Below are 24,111 nucleotides of genomic sequence, written 5' to 3'. Positions count from 1 at the left end.
AAAGTTTCAGGTTTAAAGTTTCCAGTAACTAAAAGCACTTCGACAGGCTCAGTGTGACAAGAGTTTGCTTTATTTCGACTTCGCTCAATACAGGCTACTCGTAATGACGGTTAGCGTTTGTCTTTTGTGGTTTTGTCGAATGCGATGAGGTTTAGCATGGCTCGTAATCTTGAGCGTACTCGGTTGCCATACATGGTTTCTATTTCTGATGCTGAAAGATTTGTGGTTATATGAGTCATCACTTTTCTTGAGATAAATAGATCATATCTTGATAAGACTATTTCTGCCATAACATTGCATTCGTTTCCGTAATACTTTAAGTTGTTTTCTACTCCTAAATCATCAAAGCAATAGTTTTTGTATTCGGATTGTGAATAGCTTCCACGACTGTATCGATGGATTATTTCGTAGCCTTCTTTTATGAATTCGAAACTTATATCCCGACAGGTTCGCATATAAAATTTGTTTTCTTTTTGGGTTATGTATTTCATTATTGTCATTAATGATGTTTTACCTGAATTGATTTGCAGTTACCTCATCTTTTAGGAAATACGCTATCAGTTTTGTGATGTTCTCCAAGTCTTTATCAAAAAAATGAAAATTTGAACCATAATCTTGTTTAGCTTTTTTCTCTAACCACACTAGAATTTCGGGATAGTTGTATTGTGTACTCATAACCTGATTTGTTATAATGGTTCTGCATAGTTTTTATCTTCCATAACTTGGAGGTGTTTTGCTCTTGGTTGTTCTTTTGATTGAAGATTTTGAGGAAGATTTATTTTGAATTTGGCAGTGTTTAGCATCCAATTACGAGCTGCTGCATTCCAATCTATCATTTTGGTTTTTCCACCAATGAGCCAACCGTTACTGGTGTAATAATTGTAAAATCGTTCTGCTTCAAATTCTGAATATTCTTCTTGTTTGAAGTATTCTTTGACTTGTTCTAAACTAGGCTTCTCGACTTTTTCTTTTTTTGCGGAACTTTTTTCTTTTTTCGAATTTGAGTTTAAAATAAATTCATCTTCATTAAAATTTTTAAAATGGGTGTCTATAGATATGTTTTTATTGTTTTTAGATGTTTTATTAGTATTATATATATTGGGTTCATTGACTTGTTCAGTATCGTTACTGTTAGCTTGGTTATCTATTGGTATGGTTTGGTCAATAATTGAACTGGTTTGTATTTTAAAAACTGCTTTTCTATCTGATAAATCATGAATGATTACTTCTGAACCTGAATAGGGATTGTAAGAAGGTAAATAGTCAATAAATCCCATACTCTGTAATTCTTTGATGCATTTATGATAGGTTGCTTTTGAAGCTATGCGACTTGTTTTCATCATTTCATCACGTGAGATAGCAATTGGATTTTTGAATCGATTGATGTTCCAGCTTTGGAATAATGCTAGATACAAGCTAATATGTGTAGGATAAATGGTTTCTTCAGAGGCAATGCGAATGAAGAAACCTGTTAAGTGTTTGATGTAGTTCATTAGAATTACGAATTTTAAATTACGAATTACGAAATTGATATTATTTCATTTCAACTTCGCTCAATACATGCTAATCGCAATGAATTTTTACTTAAAAAGTGTAGGTATTGCGTGAACTTTATTTCCGTTTAGCAATTTTTCAATGTCTGCATAGTCGTAATACATAATGCCACCCACTTTGGTATAAGTTAGTGTTCCATTAATACGGAAATTTTGTAAAGTACCCGAAGAGATGTTTAACAGCTTGCGGACTTCATTGGATTTGAGCCACTGTTTTGTTTGTTGCGGATTAGAGTGAATGATTTCTTTTAAGTCTTTCAAAAGAAGACTTCTGAATTCGTTTAAATCTTCGAGAGTGATAACTTGTACTGCCATAACTGATGTTTTAGATTGTTATGGTACAAATTTGTGAAGATTGATTTGTTTTATTACCCAAGTTGCACCCAAGTTGGGTTTAAAATAATTTTTCTAAATCAAAATTATCATCAAAGTATTCATTATAAACGGTGATATTTTCTTTAGAGATGCCAAATTCATAAATAAACCTTTCTTCGATTAGAGCTGAATTTGGATTTACAATAATTACTTGAGGTATTGTATCTCTTTTTAAAAATGCATTTTTAAAAAGATTGTTTGTTCTAATATCTGTTATTGGAAATGAATATCCAATTAGAATTATTTTTTTAGCTTTTGTAATATCTTCCTCAGCTTTTGACCAAAGAGTCGAGAATATATCGCCATAAAAATCATATTCTTTATCATGAACTGGAGGAATTATAAGAGGCATCGATACTAATCCAAAACTTTCAGCTTCTCCTTTCGGGTTAAAACCAGTTCTAATGATATTTTTCATTAACATCATACCATCTGGAATTTTTTTACCTTTTAAAGGTAGGTTTGGAGGATAATAGCCATATGCAAAATCAGTATATCCAGGCATAAATCTACCGTCATAAGTACTGTAAGGCTCTTTAGTGCTTTCATAAATATAAAAATCTTCTGCATTAGTTTCCTGTAGCATTTCCAATTTACCTTTTTCAGGAATTATATGACTCGTTAACCAATTTGTTGAGCCGTGTAATTTAATTATATACGGATAGTTTTTATTCGTTTTATTTTCAATATCTACCCATTCATTTCTGTATATTTTTGAAGGCTTTACATAATATCCATCTGACGTGTTCCAATCAGTAGCTTCGAATAATGCTTTGTCCATTAAAGTGTCCCAATTGAAGGTTATTATAGAATCTTCGGGATTAATATGCTTAATTAAGTTTAGGTGTGGTTTTGATGTTGGTCCGTTCTGGATTTCATTTATAACACTTGTGAATAGGAAAACTAATTCAAGATAAGCCTTGTAATTTTGCATATTATCTAGAAAATTATCTCTAGTAAAAAAATTGTCTTTGCTTGAAGATAAACTTGCAATTAATTTGTTTTTTACCTCACTGTGTAATATTTCTATGTCTTCATTAAAATAAAGAAAATCTAGAATTTCTTTATTTCTGGTTAACGCAACATAATTAATTATGTTGCCTATCAATACCCAAGTATTTGATGCAATATCAAGGTTGTGAAACGTTTTAAAAAAATCATTTGCAATTGGCATTTTCTGACCCGTAGGTGAATCATTGTATGCTTTTGAAGCTCCTGCACCTAATATTATTACATTCATTTTTACACAAGTTATACCCAAGTTGGGTTTGTTTTTATGTTATTGGTTTATCTGACCAATAGAAAGTAAGGCCTTCAAAGTCTTCAATAATTACATGAACATCATCGTCTAAAAATTTTGAGTATTCACTTTCGAAGTAACTTTTACCCGATTTACTACACGTTGCCTTTTTATTGAAATACGACATTATTGGAACAATTTTACCCTCTTTTATATCTGAATAATCGGTTCCGTCATCAGGTATTGTTAAGGAACAGTTCAATCCTATGTCATCTACTATTGGTTTTAAATTAAATTTTGTGTCTACAATTTTTCTTTTTATATAAATCACTCCATCATATTGACAAATATCCTTTAATGCTGGTTTGTTTATGAATTGCTCATAGTTTGAGTTAAGATATGTTCTCTGATTTTCAAGCCAAGTTTTAAATTCGTCTCTGTTAACTGGGATGCTAGTAAATGAATTAATCCATTTTGTTAAATCATTCACGTGACCATAGCAACTTAGTCTCACTTCCTTTTCTTCCATATTCCAAGCAAGTGTGAATGAAATAATAGAGTTTAGTTTTCTTTCAATTAGTTTATTGAAAATATTTTTGAAAGCTTGTATTGTTATTGTAATGTCTTCTTGAGGATCTTTAGCTCCATGAAAAACACATGGTATGTTCCAATACTCGTCTTTGAAATTGCCATAAATGACATCTTCTTTTATGAATAGTTTTTTTCCTAATCTGTCTAAAGCTTTTTTAATTTCTATGATATCATCTTCAATTGCGTCTTTATTTCCGTTTCCAATATCGACTACATCGTAAATTGAAACGGCATGGCTGAAATCATTAAAATTATTTTTTTTTTCATGGTACGAGACTAATAGCTTAATCCCATCATTAGCATCCAACTTTTGAGGAACTAATTCTTCTATTAATGATAGCTTATCTATTGGTTTTTCTAGTTCAGATTTTGGTTTTTCGGCATTGAAATACTCATAAATAAGTGGATTACTTTGCATGTATTGTGTTATCAAACTCTTCCAATCATTAATACCGATTTTCCCATCCATTCTGAAGAGTTTTTTATATTGACTTCTCCGTCCAAACTCTGTCATTTTTTGATCTATTCTTTCAAAATATAAATCAGAATCATAACCTCTAATTGCTCCATCAAAATGTACAAATGTTGATTTATTTGTTTCATAAATAGAATGGATATATCTGCAGCCATAAAAATCTTCTTCAGTTGGAGCTTCAGATTCTTTTAATTCTTCTAGTTCAAATTCTCTCAAGTTTTTATTAATTTTCCAAAAGAATTCAGTAGAAGATAATTGGTAATAATCTCTTTCGAAATCTGTTGTAATATGTTTTGTCAATCCGGGATCAATTTTTTCAATTTCATCGGAATATTTTGGACCAAACCAATAGTCAAATTCCATAGTAGGCAAAAGTGTAGGAGCATATCCAATTAAATCCCAGTCGATGGCAATTTTTAAGACTACCTCATCATTATCCTTATATGACATGAATTCATCTAAAAATTTATAATGGAAACAATTGTGTCTTGATAAAGACCTTCTGAAAAAACTATCTACATAAATACATAACGGAAGTGTTTTATGAACAAAAACACCTTGGTATTTATAATCAAATTCTTTTAATAATTCTTTTATTGGAAGTAGATCATCTTTAACTTTTAAACTGCTTAACTTATTGAATACTTTTGCTACAATCCCATTATCAAGAATAGCAAGCGTACTGGAATGTATGTATTTAAAATCTTTACTTAAATCATCTTTTAGAATATCATGTAGAGCTCCTTTGTTAGATTCAACATCTTCTTTAATATTTGAATAGTTTGTGAATTTTTTGAAGTCTAAAATTTGTTTTGTTTCTTCATCCGTTTCAGGAAGTAGTGCAATACCTAAATTTCTAACCAATTTTGGTTCGAAATAAAGAGCATATGGTATCATGCAGCCAATAGGTCTGTGCATGTCGTGACCAAGGTGCATTGGTACAGCTTGAGTTGATTTGTCCCAAACAACATCCTCCATTGCTGAAATAGCGAAGCAACTACCGTGTTTATTTATTTGATCGGAATTAAGTACAAAAAGAGATTTATGCATAGTGTTTTACTTTTCATCTGCTTCATCCATTTTCTTGATTAAGCTTTCTGTTAGCGAAGATAAGAATTTAGTTCGAGAGGTTTTTCTCATTCTTAATTCTAGGTAGGTTCTGTAGTAGTCGCCTAAGTCAATATTAAAGATGTGTTCTAAATAGGTTGCAATGTCTTTTATATCTGCATTGCCATTGTTAAATACTCCTTCTGCATGAAGTGCATAGAGCAACTCTGTTAAAGCTACTTTTGAGTTTGTCCAAGATAAATTTATACTTGGTTTCTTGTTCATTTTTTCTCTATCATCTTTATGGTCAATCTGTACAAACTGGTTTTCTATGTATAATTGAATTAGGTCATTTGCTAATATTCTTGCCACTTTAAAATCATGTGATGTTGAAAAGGTACTATCCGTCTCAAAATAATAACTGTCTAAGGAGAGTTTAATGTCAAATTTTCCTCTTAAAAAATACTTGTAATCTAAATATGTACTGCCTGAACGGTAGTATTTATAAAAATCTAATTCGTTGTCAAAAAAAGCTTTTAACTTTAGTAATTCATTTTGATAGTATTTCTTTACTACTCTGTTTCCACCATTTGGTTTTTTCATTTCTATTTTATAAACCATATTGTAGTAAATTAATTTAGAGGTGAATTGTGGTTTTAATTCTTTAAAAAATTGTATTTCTTCTCCTTCGGCTTTAAAATTATTTTTATGTACAATTGTTCGTAAAATTTTAATTGTTTTAAGTATTATTTCAATAGCGTTTTCACAACGTATAAGTTGGTTATCTATTTCTAAATCTATAAAGTTTAGCTGCTCATTTAGTTCTGATATCAGCTTATTTATTTTTGTTTGCAATTCCTGAGTATATTTTGATAGTTTTTTGCATATTCATTACTTTATAAATTTGCTTAATCTCATAGATTACTTTTTACTCTGTACAATCGCAGTATTATTTATGATTTTCCATTCGCTGTCTAGATCCAGTACTAATGAGTTGTATGAAACAAATATGTTTTCTTCACTTTTCAATTTAATTTTAACGGAAGCTATTGTTTCGCTAATGTCAATGCTTTCGATAATCATTTCCCTCGGTAATCCTCCAAAAAGGCCTTGTTTAATATTTGATAAATATTTTTCTTTATCAATATTAGTAACACCTTTTGTACCCATAAATCTATTACTACTTACGCGAAAGTCTTTATGCAGCACCTTATCTAAAAGGACAACATCACTATTATCGCCACCTTGCACAAAGTCTGTAATTGTTTGTTTTATTTTATCTTCCATGGTTGATTCATTTGAAATAGTAATCTATTATTTGGCTGTACATATTTTTGTAAATCATTTCAAAACAATTTCCAAACTTTGTTTCATAAATTTCTTTTCCGTAATTGTGTTCCAGTTATGAATTATTAGTTCCTTAACAAGATGATTTACTCGTCGATCCTTGCATTTTACTCTTATTAAATCTCAGCCAGTATTTTATCAAGTGAATTATAAGAGTCGGTAACGCCATGTTCCATACCTGAGTTTAGGTGACCATCACGACTTGCTACTGATTTGTAAATTGCCTGAATTGTTAATTTGCTTCTGTTGTTTGGTAACTCTTCAAAATTTGCAAATTCTAAAGATACTTCACCTTTCATAGGTAAACCTTCAAATTCAAAAGTTCTTATTAGTCGCTCTGGAGGACAGACTTCATGAATAACTCCATTAAACTTATATTCATTACCATTTTCATCAGAATGAATAAATCTATAGGCGCCATGAGATTTATTTTCATATTTATCGATAGCCATTTTTAATGAATCAGGTCCAAGCCATTTCATTATTAAATTCGCCTCAGTATAGGCTTTGTAAAGAATTTCTCTTGGAGCTTCAAACTCTCTTACTATAAAAAGTTCTTGTTTGTTTGGTTCTGCGGTAATTGTTGTTTTATTTGACATTTTTAAATAATTTGAATTAATAAATTTTTGTTTTGATTAGTTTTTTCTCAATTTAAATTGTTGTTCGATGTAGTCATCAAGGTTATCAAATGCCATATTTAAGCCTTCTTTCATTCCCATCGCGATAACTTGTTCTAAATGTTCTTTCGATTGATACTCGGAACTTAAAATCACCTCGGTCGAATTCGAATTCGCAAAAAATTCAACTTTAAATCGTGCAATAGGCATAGAAGTATTTATCGTTCCGTCGGGATCGCAAAATGAATCTTCACCTGAAAATGAATCATGCGGAGTAATTAATTTGTAATCTGTTCGAGCTACATGCCTTTCACCCATAGGACCTACCATGGCATAAATCCTGTGACCATTTTCTACGAAACTCATATAACTTGTTTCTGACTTCCATGGTTTGGGTGCCCACCATAGGTCTAAAAGTGCTGGTTCAGTCCAAGCGCTCCATACTAAATTTTGGTGGGCGTTAAAAGTTCTTGTAACAGTAAGTCTGTTATCTTCCGATTTAAAAATTGATTTAGTCATTGATTAGATTTTGATTGATAATTGAAACTATACGTCTTTCGGATTTGATTGCATCTTTATTAATAAGTCGTCGAGTTGCTCAAAGCGATCATCCCATAACTTTTTAAATGGTGCTAACCAGTCGGCAACTTCCTTAATTTTTTCTGGATTAAAATGATAATATATTTCTCGTCCTAATTGTGTTTGACTTAGAAGTTCACATTCACTTAAGATTTTAATGTGATTTGAAACTGCTTGTCTGGTAGAATTAAAATGCTCTGCGACGGCATTTGGTGTCATAGCTTGTATTGCAATTAGTCCTAAAATAGCTCTTCTTGTTGGATCGGCTATAGCTTGAAAAACATCTCTTCTCATCTTTTATTTATTTATATGCAATTGATTGATTGCAAATATATGCGCAATCGTTCAATTGCGCAAATTATTTTTAGTAAATTTTATAAATTTGTGATTTAGTACAGAATGAAGTTTTGATTGATTTTAATCACCCCGTAAACTGTAACATTATCTAGCTGTGGAATAATACCTGTAGATATAATGAATTCAACTTATTTTTATAAATATTCTAAAATGCTTCATAAAATTATTATTGAATCGCATACCTATTTCTTTATTTTTAGTTACTTATTTATTTGCTAGACTAATAGATTTCTTTTTATTTATTATTCAAACTTGATAAACATTTTATTAAAATTTATCGTCATTTTGCTAAATTGTTTAATTATGTCTTGGCCAATATTTCCAAACACTGTTTCTTTTTCTTTAATATTTTGACTAAGTAATTGTACATCTTTAAGAATTATTCGTTTGCCTGAGATCGTAAATGCCTCTTTAATCAGAAATCCGTTGAATTCTTCATTTCCTCCGGCTCCTCCAAAGATTACTTTTTGAGGTTTGTAGTATTGGTCAAATTCGTGCTTATTGTTTTCATAATACTTTTTATAGAGAATTGTAGAACTCGCGCCACTATCAAAAGTATAATGTTTACCTTCTATAGAAATCAAAGGTGTCAATCCGTCCATAGCTAGATTTTGCTCACCAGTAAATTCAGTCTCATTTTTTGGAACTATAAAATAACCTTCTTGTGTAATTTGTATCTCTTTTAAAGCTTCAAGAACTGGGTATCCTATTATCCCGCAGATTTGGTAATCAATTTGTGGAAAAGCTAATGAGTTATCATCCATTACTAAAAATATGGCATTGCAAATTTCTATAGTGCCTATTAAAAATTTATCACATATTGCTAATTGCGCTTTTACTTTTATACCCGTAATTGTTCCAACTTCAATATCAGCTGGTATTATTTTCATTTTTAGACGTTCTGCTACTGATTTTGATATCGTAGATATATTTGCACCAGTGTCAAATATGAAGTTTAAAGTATCTGTATCTCTTGATATAGCTATATTATCTAATCCAGCTTTGTCTTTTACAATCTTTAACTCATTAATGGAAGGAATGATTACTTTCTGTTTGGGTTGGTATTGAAGTGCAGTGCAAATTTTTAAGTCATTATTGTACTCCTCGATAGTTTCTTTATTAAGTATATTTTGATATTCCTCAAAAATAGTTTGCAGTGCTTTTTTACCTTCACGATAATCATATAATTTCAACGCATTATCATGTTTGAGCGTGTATAGTTTTAATTTTATAGAATCGTTTAATTCATTACTATTCGTTTTTAACAACACATTTATTTTTAGGTTAGAATCTTCTAATTTATTAAATGCATTATAAAGGCAAGCCTCAATGTATAAACAATTGCTTGTGGTCAGATATTTTTTACTTCGTGTATAAATTTCTTTTGCTTTGAAAAAATTATCTTGCTCAAGTAGTTGAGAAATATTATTAAATTCTTGTTTTCCTGTTTGAGCAAATAGATTTAAACTTGCTAAAAAGAATGTTAGGAAAATCACTATTCTGCATATAACTTTTATCATACTTTAATCTATTAATTAAATCCTAATTTAATTTTACATCTAAAATTACCACCAAACTCTTGCTCCATCTTTAAGACTTCATTCGTTGACGTACTTATCCAAAAAGTCTCTTTGTGACTTCCTTGTTCTTCATGAAATAATAGCCAGCATTTAATTTTTTGGTTATTATACCCAGATAAGGAATCCGTTCCAATTACTGTATAAACTATATTTTTTGGCTCATTAAATCCAGGATCATAGAAGTTTATTTTGTACACTGCATCTTTTTTATACTCTAGCAGTTGAAATACTTCTAAATCTAAATGCCAGTTGAGAAAATTTTGATTTAAAGCTTTCTCAAATGCAATGTGCTTTTCATTTATGACTGAATCTTTTGATTTTATTAGAGGTTCTCCATCATAAATTGCTTTTTTTGCTTCAAAATCAAAACTAGCAGTAAGTTTTTTGTTGTTTTTTTTCCACCACACATCATGGTATATTGTTTTAAAATTAACTTTATTTAATGTAGTTGATGATTTGTGGAAAATACTGTCCATATTTTCCCAAATTTGATTAATCTTAATTGTTTTTTTCCCTTTTGTTTCTTCAAAAGAGATTACTCTAGACCAAAATTCATAGTTAGTCTTGTTCGTATGACCTTTCATTTTGTAATACACAAGATATTCATTTGAACTTTCTTTGATGTTTTTGACGTTGATTGAAGATGTATTTACAATTATGGTATCCTTAGATTGTGAAAGGGAAATTTCATACTTGAAAATCATAGTAATTATAAAAAATATATAAAGATTTTTTATTAATGCATTTCTAATATTTAGTATCATGATTATAATAATTTACTAATTACATTAATTGTAATTTGCTTTCAGATAACAGATTTTAAAAATTTAATTGTAGCTGTCCAATATTCTTCATTATTTTCTATAAATGGCCATAACGCAATTGAACCATGAGCTCCTTTGCCAATAGGAATAAACTGCGTTTTATTTTTTGATTTTATGTTTTCAATTAAGAGTTTTAGATTACTAGATTCTTCCTTTGAAGAGGTAACAAATACAGGTTTGTTTAATTTTTTAATAGTATTCTTTAAATTCAATTTATCTCCAAAATATTCTCCAGGACTAAACGCTAAGACTGCTTTAACTTTTTTATGAGTAGTAGCTATTTTTAATGCTAAAGAAGCACTAAAAGAACTCCCTAATAAAATAACTCCTTTATTATTATTAATACTATCAGTAAAGTTGATTGCCGCAATAATGTCTTGTTCAGAATCTAAATACTCAGTACCTTTTTTCTTATTTATTGCCTCAATATGTGTTTGATTTTTAATTCCAAAAACTTCATTACCCGTTCTTGTATCTATTGCCAAACAGTTAAATCCTAATTTATTTAATTTTACTGCCGTTTCTTTGTATTCGCCTCTACTATGTTCTGCTAAATGACACAATACTATGTAGTTTGATGTATCATTTATTTTGTACAAATCCGCGGTTATTTTGATACCGTCAAGTGACGAGAAGTTTATCTTTTCTTGTGCGTTCGAATAAAAAAATTTACAAACTAAGATTAAAATTATTATTTTTTTCATTTATATATTATTTAAATTGTTTAACTGAATTGGTCAATATTTAATTCAAAAAAAGCAGAAAATCTTATCTACAGCCATTTAAATAGATTTTAATTTATTTGTTATTATTTAGTTGCTAATAAAATACCTTCAATTAAGTTTGGAATTAAAGCATCCGGCAAATCATGTCCCATTCCTGGAATTATAATTAATTTTGCATTAGGAATTGCTTTTGCCACTTCTTTACCTGCTTCAACGTTTACAACTGGGTCTGCATCCCCGTGAATAACTACAACAGGAATTTTAATGTTATTTAGTTGTTGTCTTCTATCACAATTATCGCCAATAATTACTGCAGCTGCTTGTCTTGCAAGACCTAATGGATACCATGATCTTTGAATACTTTTTCTGGCTCTTTCTTTCAAAATATTATCTGGGGTAGGATATCCTTTACTACCAATTGCTTTATATATAGTAAAAAAATAATTTGTAAGAGCATCAATATCATCGGTCATTGGTGGAGGTGTAGCCATTGTTTGTAAAACATCTGGATTACCTTTTTGAGCCATAGGATTACCCGATGAAGCCATAATAGAAGTAAGTGAAAGTGTTTTATTTGGAAAATTAATTGCTATAATTTGTGCAATTGCTCCACCCATTGAAACTCCAACAATATGCGCTTTTTCAATTTTAAGTTCATTTAATAATCCGACAGCATCAGCAGCCATATCATTTAATGAATATTGAAGATAAGTCATGTCACATGTTCCAATTTTAGGAATTATATCTGCCCAATCAGGCATGCCAAGTTCATCTAGTTTAGATGATAATCCCACATCGCGATTATCAAAACGGATGACGTGATAGCCTTTTTCTGCTAGTCGTTCACATAATTCAATAGGCCAACCAGTTAATTGAACTCCCGTTCCTTGAATTAATAAAATAGTTTCATTGTTTATAGAACCGAAACTTTCGTAAGCAATCTCAATATTATTTGTTTTAATTATGCCTGATTTATTTTGAGCAGTTGTTACCCAAGTAGTTAAAAGCAAAAGCAAACTTATTGTGCCGATTTTTGTGTAAATTCTTTTTTTCATTTTTAAAATTTTAATTATTAATCCTCTTTTGTAAATTCGTTTATTGTTTCATCAATCTCTTTTAATGGCTTTTGGAAACTTTCTTTATTTTGCCATCTAAAAAGTTTATACCAAAGAAGTGAACTACTTATGAAAATTACTGAAGCAATTATCCATTTATAGGAATTAGAATGGTTAGTAAATTTTTGAACGTAAATTATTGACATCATCACACTACAGACTACTATTAATATCCTTTCGTATCTTTTTTTAAACTTATAAAAACTTTCAAGAATTAATTTGTGTTCATATAGAAATTGCTTTATTGATGATTCCGAATTATTTTTCAGTTTTGTAATTGCTATTGCTTTGTACTTTATCAACAGCATACTTGTAAAAGGTATAAGTAGAATTATAATAATTAAACATGACCATAGAATTTTTTCGCTGAAAAGTGATTTAATAAATAGATGGCTAAAAATTGCATAAACTGTAAGTTGTAAAATAAATGTTGACCAAAAATATTTCATAACTGTATTTTTATGTAGTTTAATTCTATTTTTGATAACCGTTTCTATTGTGTTTTGATCGTATATTTGCCAGTTATTAATATTATTATACTTGGATTCCCATATTTGTGTAATTTCTTTAAACTTCTTCATCAGTACCTTTACTTTTATTAAAATTATTTTCAATTTCTCGTTTTATTCTAACCAACCTTACGCTAACATTTGATTTTGATAAACCAGTAATACTCGCAATTTCTTCATATGTCAAATTTTCAAAAAATAATAAAATAATTGCTTTGTTTAGTTTTGTTAATTTTGATATACAATGCATTAATATGACTATTGATTCCTCCAGACTGTCATTATCTAAAACTTCAATAGTGTCTGGAATGTTTGGAACAGTAATGACAATTTTTTTCCTGTTTTTTCTGTTATAGGTAAGTGCCGTGTTAATGCAAACTCTATACATCCAAGTTGAAAATTTTGAATTGCCATTAAAAGTTGAGAATGAATGCCAAAGTTGATACATCATTTCTTGTATAACATCTTCTCTGTCTTCTTTACCATCAAAATAAATTTTACTTACTTTATGTAGAATGCCAGTATTCTGATTTATTTGAATAAGAAAAGATTTACTCAAATTATTATCCTTTAATTTCATATTATTTTGTTACTTTTATTATTAGTAACCATTGAGTTTAAAAAACTACAATTTTTTTCTTTTTTTTAAATTTGATTTTAAGACTATTAGATTAACTTTTAAAATATCTACTGCAATCTTTACATATTTGCTAAAATTTAGGAAGAAATCGAGTATTTTTTTTTACGTTTTGTTTAAATTGAATAATCTTTTTACATAAAATTTAATAAATGAATTAGTATTTAATATATACTATTGTATATTTTCAATTAATCATTTAATGAATCTATACCTTGTTCTTTAAGTTTTGATAATGCTTCTTTCATGGCATTAACTTGCTCTTCTGAATGTCCTTGCCAAATTGTAATTTCACCTACAACCTTAAAAGGATGAATAGAACGGTAAGACATGGATGGATTGCCGGGAAACTTCTTGTCGGTTAGGTCTGGGTCATTTTCAATATCCCCAGTTGGTTCAACTAAATAAATTCTTTCTTTACATGAACCCAAAGCTAATTCAGCCCCCCAAACGGCAGCGTCTAAAGTTGAGGTGAGAAAAATGTACTTTGCATTTTTCTGTTTTCCGAAGTTAGAGTTATAACCAACTTTAATTAAATCTCCAAGTTGTAAATTTGCCTTTGTGCCATGAAAGTATGTTTGTTTTAATGGAGTGTGCCCAATCGTGTTGGATTTAAATTCCATATTATCTTTTTCCATTTAGATAGTTTTATTTTAGTTTATTAATTGTTTCATTTGCTAATAAAAGTGCTTGTGAGAGGTATGATTCAATAATATTTATTTCGTCATTTGAGAAAGTAGCAATTAATTTTTCTGTTTCTTCTTGAAATGGTTTATAAAATGGTTCAAAAAGATTCATTATTTTTTTTGTGTTTGGTACAATTACAACTTTTCTTCGGTCATTTGCATCAAACTCTCTTTTTACAAGATTCTTCTTTTCGAACCTGTCAATTAAACCAGTAATTGCACCAGTAGTTAGACTCGTTAAAGCTGCTAAATCTCCTGCTGTTAATTTTCCTCTCTGAAGGAAGAAACCTAAATACTTATGGTCAGTACTTGAAAAGCCTAATTTTTTCGCAATAGTCTCGTGCATCTGAATTGACGTATAGGCATATTGCTGACTTAACTTTCTTAAAATTATGACCCTATCATTATCCATATATTTATCTTATTTAATAAGTATCTTAGTTGCAAAGATATTATAAAAAATTAATAAACTGCAATTTTTTTTCAAATCAACAAAAACCTATTTTATTAAAATTCTATAAAAGTGACATTTCTTGTTTATCCCAATTTGGCATTAGGAGTAATAAAAACAAATTTTTCTTTAAGGATTTTCATATCATCACTTACTTTTCTGTCCAAAACTTTTGCATAATGCTGTGTAGTTCTTAAATTTTTATGCCCCAGCATTTTACTTACACTTTCAATAGGAACGCCATTTGTAAGGGTTACCGTTGTGGCAAATGTGTGTCGAGCAATGTGAAAGGTTAATTCTTTTACGATTTCACAAACGCCAGCAATTTCTTTTAAATATGCATTCATTTTTTGATTGGATAGGATGGGAAGTAACTTATCCTCATTTAAGCATTGCGGATTACCTGCATATTTGTCAATTATCATCTGCGTTACTGGTAAGATTGGGATTTTAGAAGCACTTTCGGTTTTCTGTCTGTGAGTAAATATCCATTTCTCGCCATCAATACCAAAGCTTATATGAGACTTTGTTAGGTTTTTGACATCAATGTATGCCAAGCCAGTAAAGCAGCTAAAAAGGAATATATCGCGAACTAATGAAAGTCGCTCTGTTTTGAAGTCTTTTTCGATTATAGATTGAATTTCCTTTTCAGTTAAATAAACTCGTTCCACTTCTTTCACTTTAGATTTGTAGTTTGCAAATGGATTTTTATCCAGCCAATCATTGGCCAAACAAATCTTGATTATTTTATTGAAGTTCTTGATGTATTTAACGGCTGTGTTGTTGGCACAGTTTCTAACGCTTCGTAACCAAAATTCGTAATCGGTTATAAAGGCGTGATCAATCTTTGTTATGTCAATATCGGAAACGTTGTACTTCCATTGCATGAACTCAATGGTGTGCTTTAGTGAAGTGGTGTAGCGTTCTAATGTTCCAGGAGCGTATTCTTTTCCAACGAGTTCTTTTATTTTATTGTTATGGTCTTGGAAGATGGGAACTAGCATTCTTTGTCGTTCTTCAGTACCAAGTAATTTATTTTTGAAGTTTTCAATACACAGGGTCTCGTTTCGATGAAGTAGTTCCATTTGAGCATCTAATACTTTTGATTTCATCAAATCAAGGTAGCTATTGATTGAACGTGCTTCTTCTGTAGTGCCTTTCATTTTAGCTAGTTCGCTTGACCATTTTGATTTTTCTACAAATTTTTTAGTACTAAATTCCAATCGCTTTCCATCTACTGTTAATCTTACATAAATTGGAAGTAGTCCGTTTGCATTGGCTTTCGTGCTTTTGGCATAAAAGTGAAGTGTGATTTTTGTTTTCATTGTGGTGACCAATTAATTATTACTCAATTTAAATTCCTTATTGAAAACAAACAAGATGTTTGATGATTGAACAAGCTATTGAACACGTCATTAAACCGCCTATTTGCAATGCTTTCGAGAATTTAGCGAGACCCTAATTTTTGAATTTTCTAGGGTCTCGATTTTATCTCGATTAGAATAAGATTTGATGAATAATTTGGTATGTCTGGAAAAGCAAAAACCCCGTAAATCATAAGATTTACAGGGTTTTGATACCGTTTAGGATTTTTTCAGCGGAGAAAGAGGGATTCGAACCCCCGGACCTGTTACAGTCAACAGTTTTCAAGACTGCCGCATTCGACCGCTCTGCCATTTCTCCAGTAAGAACAATACATTTCCGTATTGCGAGTGCAAATATAAGAACCTTTTTTTGATAATCAAAAATAAAATTGATTAAAAAATAAAGATTTTTCAATCCTTATAATTAACTAATTCATTTATAAAATCTTACGATTTATAAAAATGATTAATAATTCACGTATTCCATGATTTCTAAACCGTAACCAATCATTCCTACTCTTTTTGATTGTTGTGTATTTGATATTAATCTAATTTTAGAAATATCTATATCATGAAGCATTTGAGCACCAATTCCGAAATCTTTACTATCAATTATAATTTTAGGGGCTTTCATTTCACCCTTAGATTGCAATAATTTAAGTTCTGATATTCTGCTTAACAAATTTACCGATTGCATATCTTGATTTATAAACAAAACTGCTCCTCTTCCTTGTTCGTTTATCATTTTAAACATATCATCTAGCTGCTTGTCTGCATTATTAGTTAATGTTCCTAATAAATCATTATTTACTTGTGATGAATTAATTCTAGTTAGAATAGATTCTCCTAAGTTCCAAGTACCTTTTGTAAGCGCTATATGTATTTGTTTGTTTGTTGTTTGCTCGTATGCTCTTAATCTGAAAGTTCCAAAACGTGTTTCTATGTCAAAATCTTCCTTTTTAACAATCAAACTATCATGTTGCATTCTATAAGCTACTAAATCTTCTATTGAAACTAATTTTAAATCAAACTTTTTAGCTACTTCGTACAATTCAGGTAAACGAGCCATTGTTCCGTCTTCATTCATGATTTCGACAATGACTCCTGCCGATTTAAAACCTGCCAGTCTTGCAAAGTCGATAGCCGCTTCAGTATGCCCCGTTCTTCGTAAAACACCTCCTTGTTTAGCCACTAAAGGAAATATATGTCCTGGACGTGCTAGTTCATGAGGTTTTGTCTTTCCTTCTACTAATGCTAATATTGTTTTTGCTCTATCTGATGCCGATATTCCTGTAGTTACTCCGTTCCCTTTTAAATCGACTGAAACAGTAAAAGCAGTTTCCATGTGATCAGTATTATTAGAAACCATAGCTCTTAGCTCTAATTCTTTGCAACGACTTTCTGTAAGTGGCGTACAAATTAATCCACGACCATGAGTGGCCATAAAGTTGATCATTTCTGGCGTCACTTTTTCAGCTGCTGCAAGAAAATCTCCTTCATTTTCTCGGTCTTCGTCATCTACAACTATAATAATCTTACCTTGGCGAATATCTTCTATTGCCTCTTCAATCGTATTTAGTATTATCTTATTTGTAATCATTTTTTATTGTAGTTTGTTGCGTTGTGTGAGTTTAATAAATAAATTTTTAATTGGCTCTGTAATACCATCAAAGCTTATACCACCATTATCGTTTATTGCTTTTCTAGTTAAAAAAATTGCTAATGGAACTAATAAGAAAAACGAAATCCAAGCGCCAAAAAATGGTGTCATTCCTGATTCTTGTGCTACTTTTTTACCAAATGTATTTAGGAAATGAAAGGTTATGAATATTAACATGGCAAAAACTATAGGTAATCCTAAACCTCCTTTTCTAATAATCGACCCGAGTGGAGCTCCTATAAAAAACATTAATATACATGCAAAAGCAACTACAAATTTTTCATGAATAGACAGCCAAAAACTATTTATATCCTTTTTCTTATATTCTAACGAAAAATTATTTATATCAAAATTTTGTTTTGAACTCAATGCATCACTAGCAGCTATATCTAATATTTTTGATTTTTCTTCTTTAGACAAAAAACTTGTTAATTCAATTATTTTCGGCTTTTTAGGTCTTAGTGAATCTGGTTGAAGGTTTGCATTAAGACCGATACGTTGATACATATTATCTGCCACAGATATTATTTCTTTATTGTAACTCGTGCTTAACGAATCGACTGTATATTTAAGTTCTGATAAGTTTAGCATATAACATGCGTTTGTTATATTTTCTTCACTTCCTTCTACTTTATTTAATTTAGACAAATCGATGTTTATATTGTATTTTTTAAAATAAACCTTAGCAAAAGGCATTTTTTGTCTGTCTTGATAATTATTAGGAGTTATATCTTCGTAATAATAACCATCTAACAATACTAATTGTAGTAAATTAGATTTCTCGCTACTTATTAATTGTCCTCTTTTAGATTTAATTACAGTTTTTGCACCTTCTCCAAGATTAGATTTTTTATGCATGGTCACTCCTTCTAGGAATTCACCGTTTTCACCTGTTTTTTTATCAACTTTAATATTAATGTTACCAATAGTACTAAACTGACCTTCGGCAATTGCCATTGCGGGCTTTACTTGCGCTATATTTTTTCTGAAATTTGTAAATTTATATTCAGCATATGGAATTACATTATTTGCAAAAAAAAACGCACCTAATGACAATAGTAAAATAAATCCTGTTAATCCTTTTATTGTTCTTTGAAATGAAATACCTGCCGATTTCATAGCTGCAAATTCATAATTTTCAGCTAAATCTCCAAAAGTCATTATTGCCGAAAGTAAAACTGACAATGGAAGTACCAATGGAACTAAACTTGGCATTTTGAAAAGTAAAAATTTTAGAATTAAAACTAAATCTAAATCTTTTCCTGCCAATTCCGAGATGAATAACCAAACCGTTTGAAGAATAAATATGAAAATTAAAATTACAAATACTCCAACAAATGAAGTTAAATAGGTTTTTAGAAGATATTTATCAAGAATTTTCATCCAGTTTAGTCCAGTTTATTAATATAATACTTAGGATATTTGCTTTGCACAAAAGTAAACTGATTTTTTGGTAATGCTTGGTTGGTTTTGAAAGAATTAACAGTCAAAGTAATTTTTGTTCCATTTTTAGCAACCGATATTGTATTATATATCTGGTTTGTTGCCACCTCTACTCCAACCAAAATTTCTTTGCGTTCATCTTTAGAACTTATTGGAGTTAGTTTTACATACTGAATTTTTTTCCCTTTTACATTTTGTGTAATATCCCAAGCATATTTAAAACCTTTACTAAAAAAGGTAAGCATTTTTGCTGGTGTATCGTTATCATCTTCCTTTCCTCCTATGTTTGAAACAGATATTTCTTCATCTTCAGCAACTATAGAATATAGTTTTTTCCCGTCACAAAGTTTTGTAACTCCCATAAAATTCAATACATATTGATTTCCGCTTAGCGTTGCGTTTCCTTTACTTTCTTGATTTACGTTTTCCTTCAGGTTTTGCAAAGAATATTTAAAATCTATTTGAATGTTTTTATAGCTTTTTACTTTTGCTGAAACTTTATCAAGCAATGCCTTTGCTTTTACTGCATCTTGAGCTTGTACAGAAAAACTAAAAACCATCAACAATAAAAGGGCTGTTTTTTTCATTTTAATCATTATTTTTTTCATTATTAAAGAATTGTTCAAGAGCGACCAAATCCGGAATATTTACACCACGAGCTTTACTTCCCTCAAATGGACCAACTATTCCTGCTGCCTCCAATTGATCTATTAATCTTCCCGCACGATTGTATCCTAATTTTAGCTTTCGCTGAATTAATGAAGCAGAACCTTGTTGCGCTGTTACAATTACTTCGGCGGCATCTCTAAACAAAGTATCTCTTTCGGATATATCCATATCAAGTTGTATGCCACTATCTTCTCCCACAAATTCTGGAAGTAAATAAGCTGTTGCATAAGCTTTCTGAGAACCTATAAACTCAGTGATTTTCTCAACTTCTGGCGTATCTACAAATGCACATTGTACACGAACTAAATCATTTCCGTTACTAAATAACATATCACCACGACCTATTAATTGGTCTGCTCCTCCTGAATCTAAAATGGTTCTAGAATCTATTTTCGAAGTAACTCTAAACGCAATTCTAGCGGGGAAATTGGCTTTAATCATACCTGTAATTACGTTTACCGATGGTCTTTGTGTCGCAATTATTAAGTGTATTCCAATAGCACGAGCCAATTGGGCTAAACGAGCAATAGGTAATTCTACTTCTTTTCCAGCAGTCATAATCAAATCGGCAAACTCATCGACAACCAAAACTATATAAGGTAAAAAACGATGTCCAGCTTCTGGATTTAATTTTCGTTGCTTGAATTTTTCGTTATATTCTTTAATATTACGCACCATGGCATCTTTTAGTAAAGAATAACGGTTATCCATTTCTACGCAAAGCGAATTTAACGTGGCAACCACTTTTGCATTATCGGTAATAATGGCTTCATCAGTATCTGGTAGTTTTGCTAGATAATGACGTTCAATCTTATTAAAAAGTGTTAGCTCAACTTTCTTCGGGTCAACTAAAACAAACTTAACTTCTGCTGGATGTTTTTTGTATAATAACGAGGTTAAAACTGCATTTAATCCTACCGATTTTCCTTGCCCTGTTGCTCCAGCCATCAATAAATGGGGCATTTTTGCTAAATCGACAACAAAAGTCTCATTAGAAATTGTTTTTCCTAAAGCAATAGGCAATTCCATTTCGGCTTCTTGAAACTTGGCCGAACCAATTACGGATTTCATAGAAACCATACTCGGATTCTTATTAGGCACTTCGATACCAATAGTTCCTTTTCCTGGAATTGGAGCAATAATACGAATTCCTAATGCCGAAAGCGATAGCGCAATATCGTCTTCTAGACTTTTTATTTTAGAAATCCTAATTCCCGCTTCTGGTACGATTTCGTATAAAGTAACCGATGGACCAACGGTTGCTTTTATTTGCGCAATTTCAATTTTATAGTTGCGTAAAGTTTCTACAATTCTATTTTTATTTTCTTCAAGTTCCTCTTGATTGATTGTAATTCCGCCAGAAGAATAGTCTTTTAGTAAATCGATTCCTGGAAATTTAAAATTTGATAAATCTAATGTTGGATCAAATTCTCCAAAATCTGCCACTAATCGTGAGGCTAAATTTTCTTCTACTATGTCTTCTTCTTCTACTTTTTCGATAACAAACTCATTTTCATGTGATTTATTGTTATCTATTAGAATCTCTTCTTTTATAGTTGGTTCTAAAATTAATTCTGATGCATTAGAAATTGTAGGTTTAAGGCTTTCTTTATTAATTTCGAATTGAGAAACTGGCTTCAAAGTGATTTCTCCTAAATCTTCTTCGTCAGATTGAAATTCGAATTTTTTTATAGGCAATTCCGCTGCTTCATCAGTAGCAAATTCTTCTAAATTATATGTAGAAATTGTATTGTTTATTGGTTTTAGTTCTTCTGTAATGTCCTTTTTAGTTTTCTCGAAGAAACCTTTAATCTTTTCTGGAGATACTTTTATTTTAAAAATTAAATAAATAACTATTCCGAAAATTAAAGCTAATAAAGTTCCCGATTTTCCTATATAATCTTGCGAAAACAAATTCATTTCGTAACCAATAACACCACCTAATTCTGGCAAATAATTACCAAAAAATCCAAATAGAATAGATAAAATGATGATAACAAAAATATCCCAAAACCAAGTCTTTTTTAATTTTCCTACAGCTAAATCTAATACTAAATATGCTCCTGTTAAAAACAAAAGTCTAACAAATAAAAACGAGGCTACTCCAAAGCCTTTATATATAAAGAAATCTGACACAAAAGCACCAAATTTCCCTAGCCAATTTTGAATATCAGGATTTCTTGAAGTAAAATTACCTAATTCACTTTGATCTTTATTTCCGTTTACGAAATAAGATATAAATGATAACCCAAAAGCAATCGAAATTAGCACCAACAAAATACCAATGGTGATTTTTTGTTGGCGAGACGGACTAAAACGACTTAAAAAATTCGTTTCTTCAGGTTCTATAGGGTTTACTTCTTTTTTAGCTTTTGCCATGAGTAGATTTACGATATTTTGTTTCTATAAGAATATTGGTAAATAAATCATTAATCCAATAGCAATTGCCGTCATGGCTGCAAAGAAAACTGCACCAGCAGCAATGTCTTTTATAAAACCAATACGTTCATGATAATCTGGATGAACAAAATCGGCTACTTTTTCTACAGCAGTATTTAGCCCTTCAATACCTAAAACTAACCCGAAAGCTAATATTTGAAACATCCAATCGGTTCTAGAAATTTGGAAATAAAACCCTGAAATAATCATCAACACAGCAATAGATGATTGCACCATAACGCTGTGTTCTGTCGTAATTAACTTAATTGCACCTTTTAGTGCAAATCCCATACTTTTGAAACGGCCTGTTACAAATGTATTATCTTTTTCAAATTTGACACTCATATTATAATGATGCTAAAGCAGCTTCATAATTTGGTTCATCAGCAATTTCTGGAACTTGCTCACTATATTTTACAACGCCATTTTCGTCAAGAACAATTACAACTCTAGAATGCAAACCTGCAAGAACAGAATCTGTAATTTCAAGACCATAAACTTTTCCGAAGCTTCCGTCTTTAAAATCTGATAAATTTTCGACATTTTCTAATCCTTCTGCTCCACAAAAACGTTTCTGTGCAAAAGGCAAATCACGAGAAATACACAATACTTTTGTGTTCTCTAACTCGCTAGCTTTAGCATTAAAAGTTCTTACTGATGTAGCACAAGTACCCGTATCAATACTTGGAAAAATATTTAGCACTACTCTACTTCCTTTATAATCAGATAATGAAGCTACTGACAAATCACTTTTTATTAATTTAAACTCTGGTGCATTTGTACCTACTTGCGGTAAACTTCCTGATGTATTTATAGCGTTTCCGCCTAATGTTATTGATGCCATTTTTGAATAATTTTAATGAGTTTCAAAAGTAGTAAAAATAATTAGGATTACAGAATTTAGGAATTATGATTTTTGAAATAGATTCTTGAAAAAAAAATAACATTAAAAATTAAAATTACTATATTTATTAATCGTAATATTGCAATATATAAATACAATCTAATTATGGGAGCCTCAAAATCCGATTCTTTTTCAGTAGAACACAACGAAATGGCAACCTTGTTCAGAGCCTTGTCTAATCCTGCTAGAGTGGCTATTGTTGATTATTTATTGTCTGTTGATAGTTGCATTTGCGGTGATATTGTAAACGAATTACCGTTAGCACAACCCACCATTTCTCAGCATTTGAAAGAATTAAAAAACGCAAACATCATCAAAGGAACTATCGAAGGAACTGCTATTTGTTATTGCATTAATTACGAAACAATTCAAAAAATCGAAAAGCATTTTAGCCTAATTTCTCATAAATTAAAAAGTAAATGTTGCTAATGTTAAAAATAAAAAAATATGAAACTATCCGAATTTAAAAGTAAATTAGAAAATGTTGCAATTTTTAATATCATGTTACCAGACGAAACCATGGTCCCAGCGCATTTTCACATCACCGAAATGGGATTATTAACCAAAAACTTCATTGATTGTGGTAATACTATTCGTGAGGAAAAATCAATAACCTTCCAAGTTTGGTTTGCAGGAGATTTAGAACATAGATTAGAACCAAGTAAAGTCTTTAAAATCATTGATGCTTCACAAAAATTGATTGGAGATCAAGATTTAGAACTGGAAGTTGAATATCAAATGGAAAGTACTATTGGAAAATTTGGATTGGAATTCTCAAACGGAAATTTCATTTTAACCCCAAAAGAAACAACTTGTTTGGCTAGTGATCATTGCGGAATTCCAACCGAAAAAATGAAAGTTAAAATTGGCGAATGGAAAGAAAAAACAAGTTGTTGTACTCCTGAAAGTAATTGTTGCTAAACC

At 30.4% G+C, this 24,111-nt stretch carries 27 protein-coding genes and 1 tRNA gene; 2 read left to right on the top strand and 26 right to left on the bottom strand.

The window, feature by feature from the left end; translation table 11 throughout:
• Positions 1 to 110: 110 nt before the first annotated feature.
• From ABI549_RS04290 to tpx, 26 genes are all read right to left on the bottom strand, one after another.
• Positions 111 to 491 (bottom strand): hypothetical protein, encoded by a 381-nt coding sequence (locus tag ABI549_RS04290; RefSeq protein WP_348075219.1) that lies wholly within the window; start codon positions 489 to 491, stop codon positions 111 to 113.
• A gap of 19 nt (positions 492 to 510) precedes the next feature.
• Positions 511 to 675 carry a hypothetical protein gene (locus tag ABI549_RS04285; protein WP_348075218.1) on the bottom strand — a complete coding sequence of 55 codons (165 nt, stop codon included), beginning with the start codon at positions 673 to 675 and terminating at the stop codon, positions 511 to 513.
• Between the two features lie 11 nt (positions 676 to 686).
• On the bottom strand, positions 687 to 1,493 hold the full coding sequence (locus tag ABI549_RS04280; RefSeq protein WP_348075217.1) for a transcriptional regulator: 807 nt from the start codon (positions 1,491 to 1,493) through the stop codon (positions 687 to 689).
• Positions 1,494 to 1,580: 87 nt separating this feature from the next.
• A complete protein-coding gene (locus ABI549_RS04275; protein ID WP_348075216.1) occupies positions 1,581 to 1,868 on the bottom strand; it encodes a helix-turn-helix domain-containing protein in 288 nt (95 codons plus the stop codon).
• A gap of 79 nt (positions 1,869 to 1,947) precedes the next feature.
• Positions 1,948 to 3,168 (bottom strand): hypothetical protein, encoded by a 1,221-nt coding sequence (locus ABI549_RS04270; RefSeq protein WP_348075215.1) that lies wholly within the window; start codon positions 3,166 to 3,168, stop codon positions 1,948 to 1,950.
• 34 nt (positions 3,169 to 3,202) lie between these two features.
• Positions 3,203 to 5,284, bottom strand: a complete 2,082-nt coding sequence (locus ABI549_RS04265; protein ID WP_348075214.1) for a hypothetical protein — start codon at positions 5,282 to 5,284, stop codon at positions 3,203 to 3,205.
• Positions 5,285 to 5,290: 6 nt separating this feature from the next.
• Positions 5,291 to 6,136, bottom strand: a complete 846-nt coding sequence (locus ABI549_RS04260; protein WP_348075213.1) for an RteC domain-containing protein — start codon at positions 6,134 to 6,136, stop codon at positions 5,291 to 5,293.
• 66 nt (positions 6,137 to 6,202) lie between these two features.
• Positions 6,203 to 6,568, bottom strand: coding sequence for a nuclear transport factor 2 family protein (locus ABI549_RS04255; RefSeq protein ID WP_348075212.1), 366 nt, complete (start codon positions 6,566 to 6,568; stop codon positions 6,203 to 6,205).
• 176 nt (positions 6,569 to 6,744) lie between these two features.
• On the bottom strand, positions 6,745 to 7,227 hold the full coding sequence (locus tag ABI549_RS04250) for an SRPBCC family protein (protein ID WP_348075211.1): 483 nt from the start codon (positions 7,225 to 7,227) through the stop codon (positions 6,745 to 6,747).
• Positions 7,228 to 7,263: 36 nt separating this feature from the next.
• Entirely contained in the window at positions 7,264 to 7,764 is a 501-nt protein-coding gene (locus ABI549_RS04245) for an SRPBCC domain-containing protein (protein ID WP_348075210.1), read from the bottom strand.
• Between the two features lie 27 nt (positions 7,765 to 7,791).
• On the bottom strand, positions 7,792 to 8,118 hold the full coding sequence (locus ABI549_RS04240; RefSeq protein WP_348075209.1) for a metalloregulator ArsR/SmtB family transcription factor: 327 nt from the start codon (positions 8,116 to 8,118) through the stop codon (positions 7,792 to 7,794).
• 305 nt (positions 8,119 to 8,423) lie between these two features.
• Positions 8,424 to 9,701, bottom strand: a complete 1,278-nt coding sequence (locus ABI549_RS04235) for a retropepsin-like aspartic protease (RefSeq protein WP_348075208.1) — start codon at positions 9,699 to 9,701, stop codon at positions 8,424 to 8,426.
• Between the two features lie 11 nt (positions 9,702 to 9,712).
• Positions 9,713 to 10,525, bottom strand: a complete 813-nt coding sequence (locus tag ABI549_RS04230) for a hypothetical protein (protein ID WP_348075207.1) — start codon at positions 10,523 to 10,525, stop codon at positions 9,713 to 9,715.
• Between the two features lie 41 nt (positions 10,526 to 10,566).
• Positions 10,567 to 11,289, bottom strand: coding sequence for an acyl-CoA thioester hydrolase/BAAT C-terminal domain-containing protein (locus tag ABI549_RS04225; protein WP_348075206.1), 723 nt, complete (start codon positions 11,287 to 11,289; stop codon positions 10,567 to 10,569).
• Positions 11,290 to 11,393: 104 nt separating this feature from the next.
• On the bottom strand, positions 11,394 to 12,365 hold the full coding sequence (locus ABI549_RS04220; RefSeq protein ID WP_348075205.1) for an alpha/beta hydrolase: 972 nt from the start codon (positions 12,363 to 12,365) through the stop codon (positions 11,394 to 11,396).
• Between the two features lie 627 nt (positions 12,366 to 12,992).
• Positions 12,993 to 13,514, bottom strand: coding sequence for a sigma-70 family RNA polymerase sigma factor (locus tag ABI549_RS04215; protein WP_348075204.1), 522 nt, complete (start codon positions 13,512 to 13,514; stop codon positions 12,993 to 12,995).
• A 248-nt stretch (positions 13,515 to 13,762) separates the two neighbouring features.
• Positions 13,763 to 14,209 carry an NAD(+)--rifampin ADP-ribosyltransferase gene (gene arr, locus ABI549_RS04210; RefSeq protein ID WP_348075203.1) on the bottom strand — a complete coding sequence of 149 codons (447 nt, stop codon included), beginning with the start codon at positions 14,207 to 14,209 and terminating at the stop codon, positions 13,763 to 13,765.
• Between the two features lie 10 nt (positions 14,210 to 14,219).
• Positions 14,220 to 14,669 (bottom strand): MarR family transcriptional regulator, encoded by a 450-nt coding sequence (locus tag ABI549_RS04205; RefSeq protein WP_348075202.1) that lies wholly within the window; start codon positions 14,667 to 14,669, stop codon positions 14,220 to 14,222.
• 125 nt (positions 14,670 to 14,794) lie between these two features.
• Positions 14,795 to 16,045 (bottom strand): site-specific integrase, encoded by a 1,251-nt coding sequence (locus ABI549_RS04200; RefSeq protein ID WP_348075201.1) that lies wholly within the window; start codon positions 16,043 to 16,045, stop codon positions 14,795 to 14,797.
• 261 nt (positions 16,046 to 16,306) lie between these two features.
• A tRNA-Ser gene (locus tag ABI549_RS04195) sits at positions 16,307 to 16,391 on the bottom strand.
• 147 nt (positions 16,392 to 16,538) lie between these two features.
• Positions 16,539 to 17,672 carry a 3,4-dihydroxy-2-butanone-4-phosphate synthase gene (ribB, locus tag ABI549_RS04190; RefSeq protein ID WP_348075200.1) on the bottom strand — a complete coding sequence of 378 codons (1,134 nt, stop codon included), beginning with the start codon at positions 17,670 to 17,672 and terminating at the stop codon, positions 16,539 to 16,541.
• 3 nt (positions 17,673 to 17,675) lie between these two features.
• Positions 17,676 to 19,115 carry an LptF/LptG family permease gene (locus ABI549_RS04185; RefSeq protein ID WP_348075199.1) on the bottom strand — a complete coding sequence of 480 codons (1,440 nt, stop codon included), beginning with the start codon at positions 19,113 to 19,115 and terminating at the stop codon, positions 17,676 to 17,678.
• A 5-nt stretch (positions 19,116 to 19,120) separates the two neighbouring features.
• The gene (locus ABI549_RS04180; protein WP_348075198.1) at positions 19,121 to 19,762 is read right to left on the bottom strand and encodes an outer membrane lipoprotein carrier protein LolA; all 642 of its coding nucleotides are present in this window, start codon (positions 19,760 to 19,762) and stop codon (positions 19,121 to 19,123) included.
• Position 19,763: 1 nt separating this feature from the next.
• Positions 19,764 to 22,223: a DNA translocase FtsK gene (locus ABI549_RS04175; RefSeq protein WP_348075197.1), complete on the bottom strand. Its 2,460-nt coding sequence runs from the start codon at positions 22,221 to 22,223 to the stop codon at positions 19,764 to 19,766.
• Positions 22,224 to 22,247: 24 nt separating this feature from the next.
• Positions 22,248 to 22,628: a diacylglycerol kinase family protein gene (locus ABI549_RS04170; protein ID WP_348075196.1), complete on the bottom strand. Its 381-nt coding sequence runs from the start codon at positions 22,626 to 22,628 to the stop codon at positions 22,248 to 22,250.
• 1 nt (position 22,629) lies between these two features.
• On the bottom strand, positions 22,630 to 23,127 hold the full coding sequence (tpx, locus tag ABI549_RS04165) for a thiol peroxidase (protein WP_348075195.1): 498 nt from the start codon (positions 23,125 to 23,127) through the stop codon (positions 22,630 to 22,632).
• A 165-nt stretch (positions 23,128 to 23,292) separates the two neighbouring features.
• Between tpx and ABI549_RS04160 the strand changes: the two genes are divergently transcribed.
• Both ABI549_RS04160 and ABI549_RS04155 read left to right on the top strand, forming a co-directional pair.
• Positions 23,293 to 23,616 carry a metalloregulator ArsR/SmtB family transcription factor gene (locus tag ABI549_RS04160; RefSeq protein ID WP_348075194.1) on the top strand — a complete coding sequence of 108 codons (324 nt, stop codon included), beginning with the start codon at positions 23,293 to 23,295 and terminating at the stop codon, positions 23,614 to 23,616.
• Between the two features lie 18 nt (positions 23,617 to 23,634).
• Positions 23,635 to 24,108, top strand: a complete 474-nt coding sequence (locus ABI549_RS04155) for a DUF6428 family protein (RefSeq protein ID WP_348075193.1) — start codon at positions 23,635 to 23,637, stop codon at positions 24,106 to 24,108.
• Positions 24,109 to 24,111 lie beyond the last annotated feature (3 nt).

The sequence above is a fragment of the Flavobacterium sp. genome (assembly GCF_039932285.1).
Taxonomy (GTDB): domain Bacteria; phylum Bacteroidota; class Bacteroidia; order Flavobacteriales; family Flavobacteriaceae; genus Flavobacterium.
The sequence above is the reverse complement of the archived record's forward strand: the minus strand, read 5'-3'. Positions and strand labels throughout refer to the sequence as shown.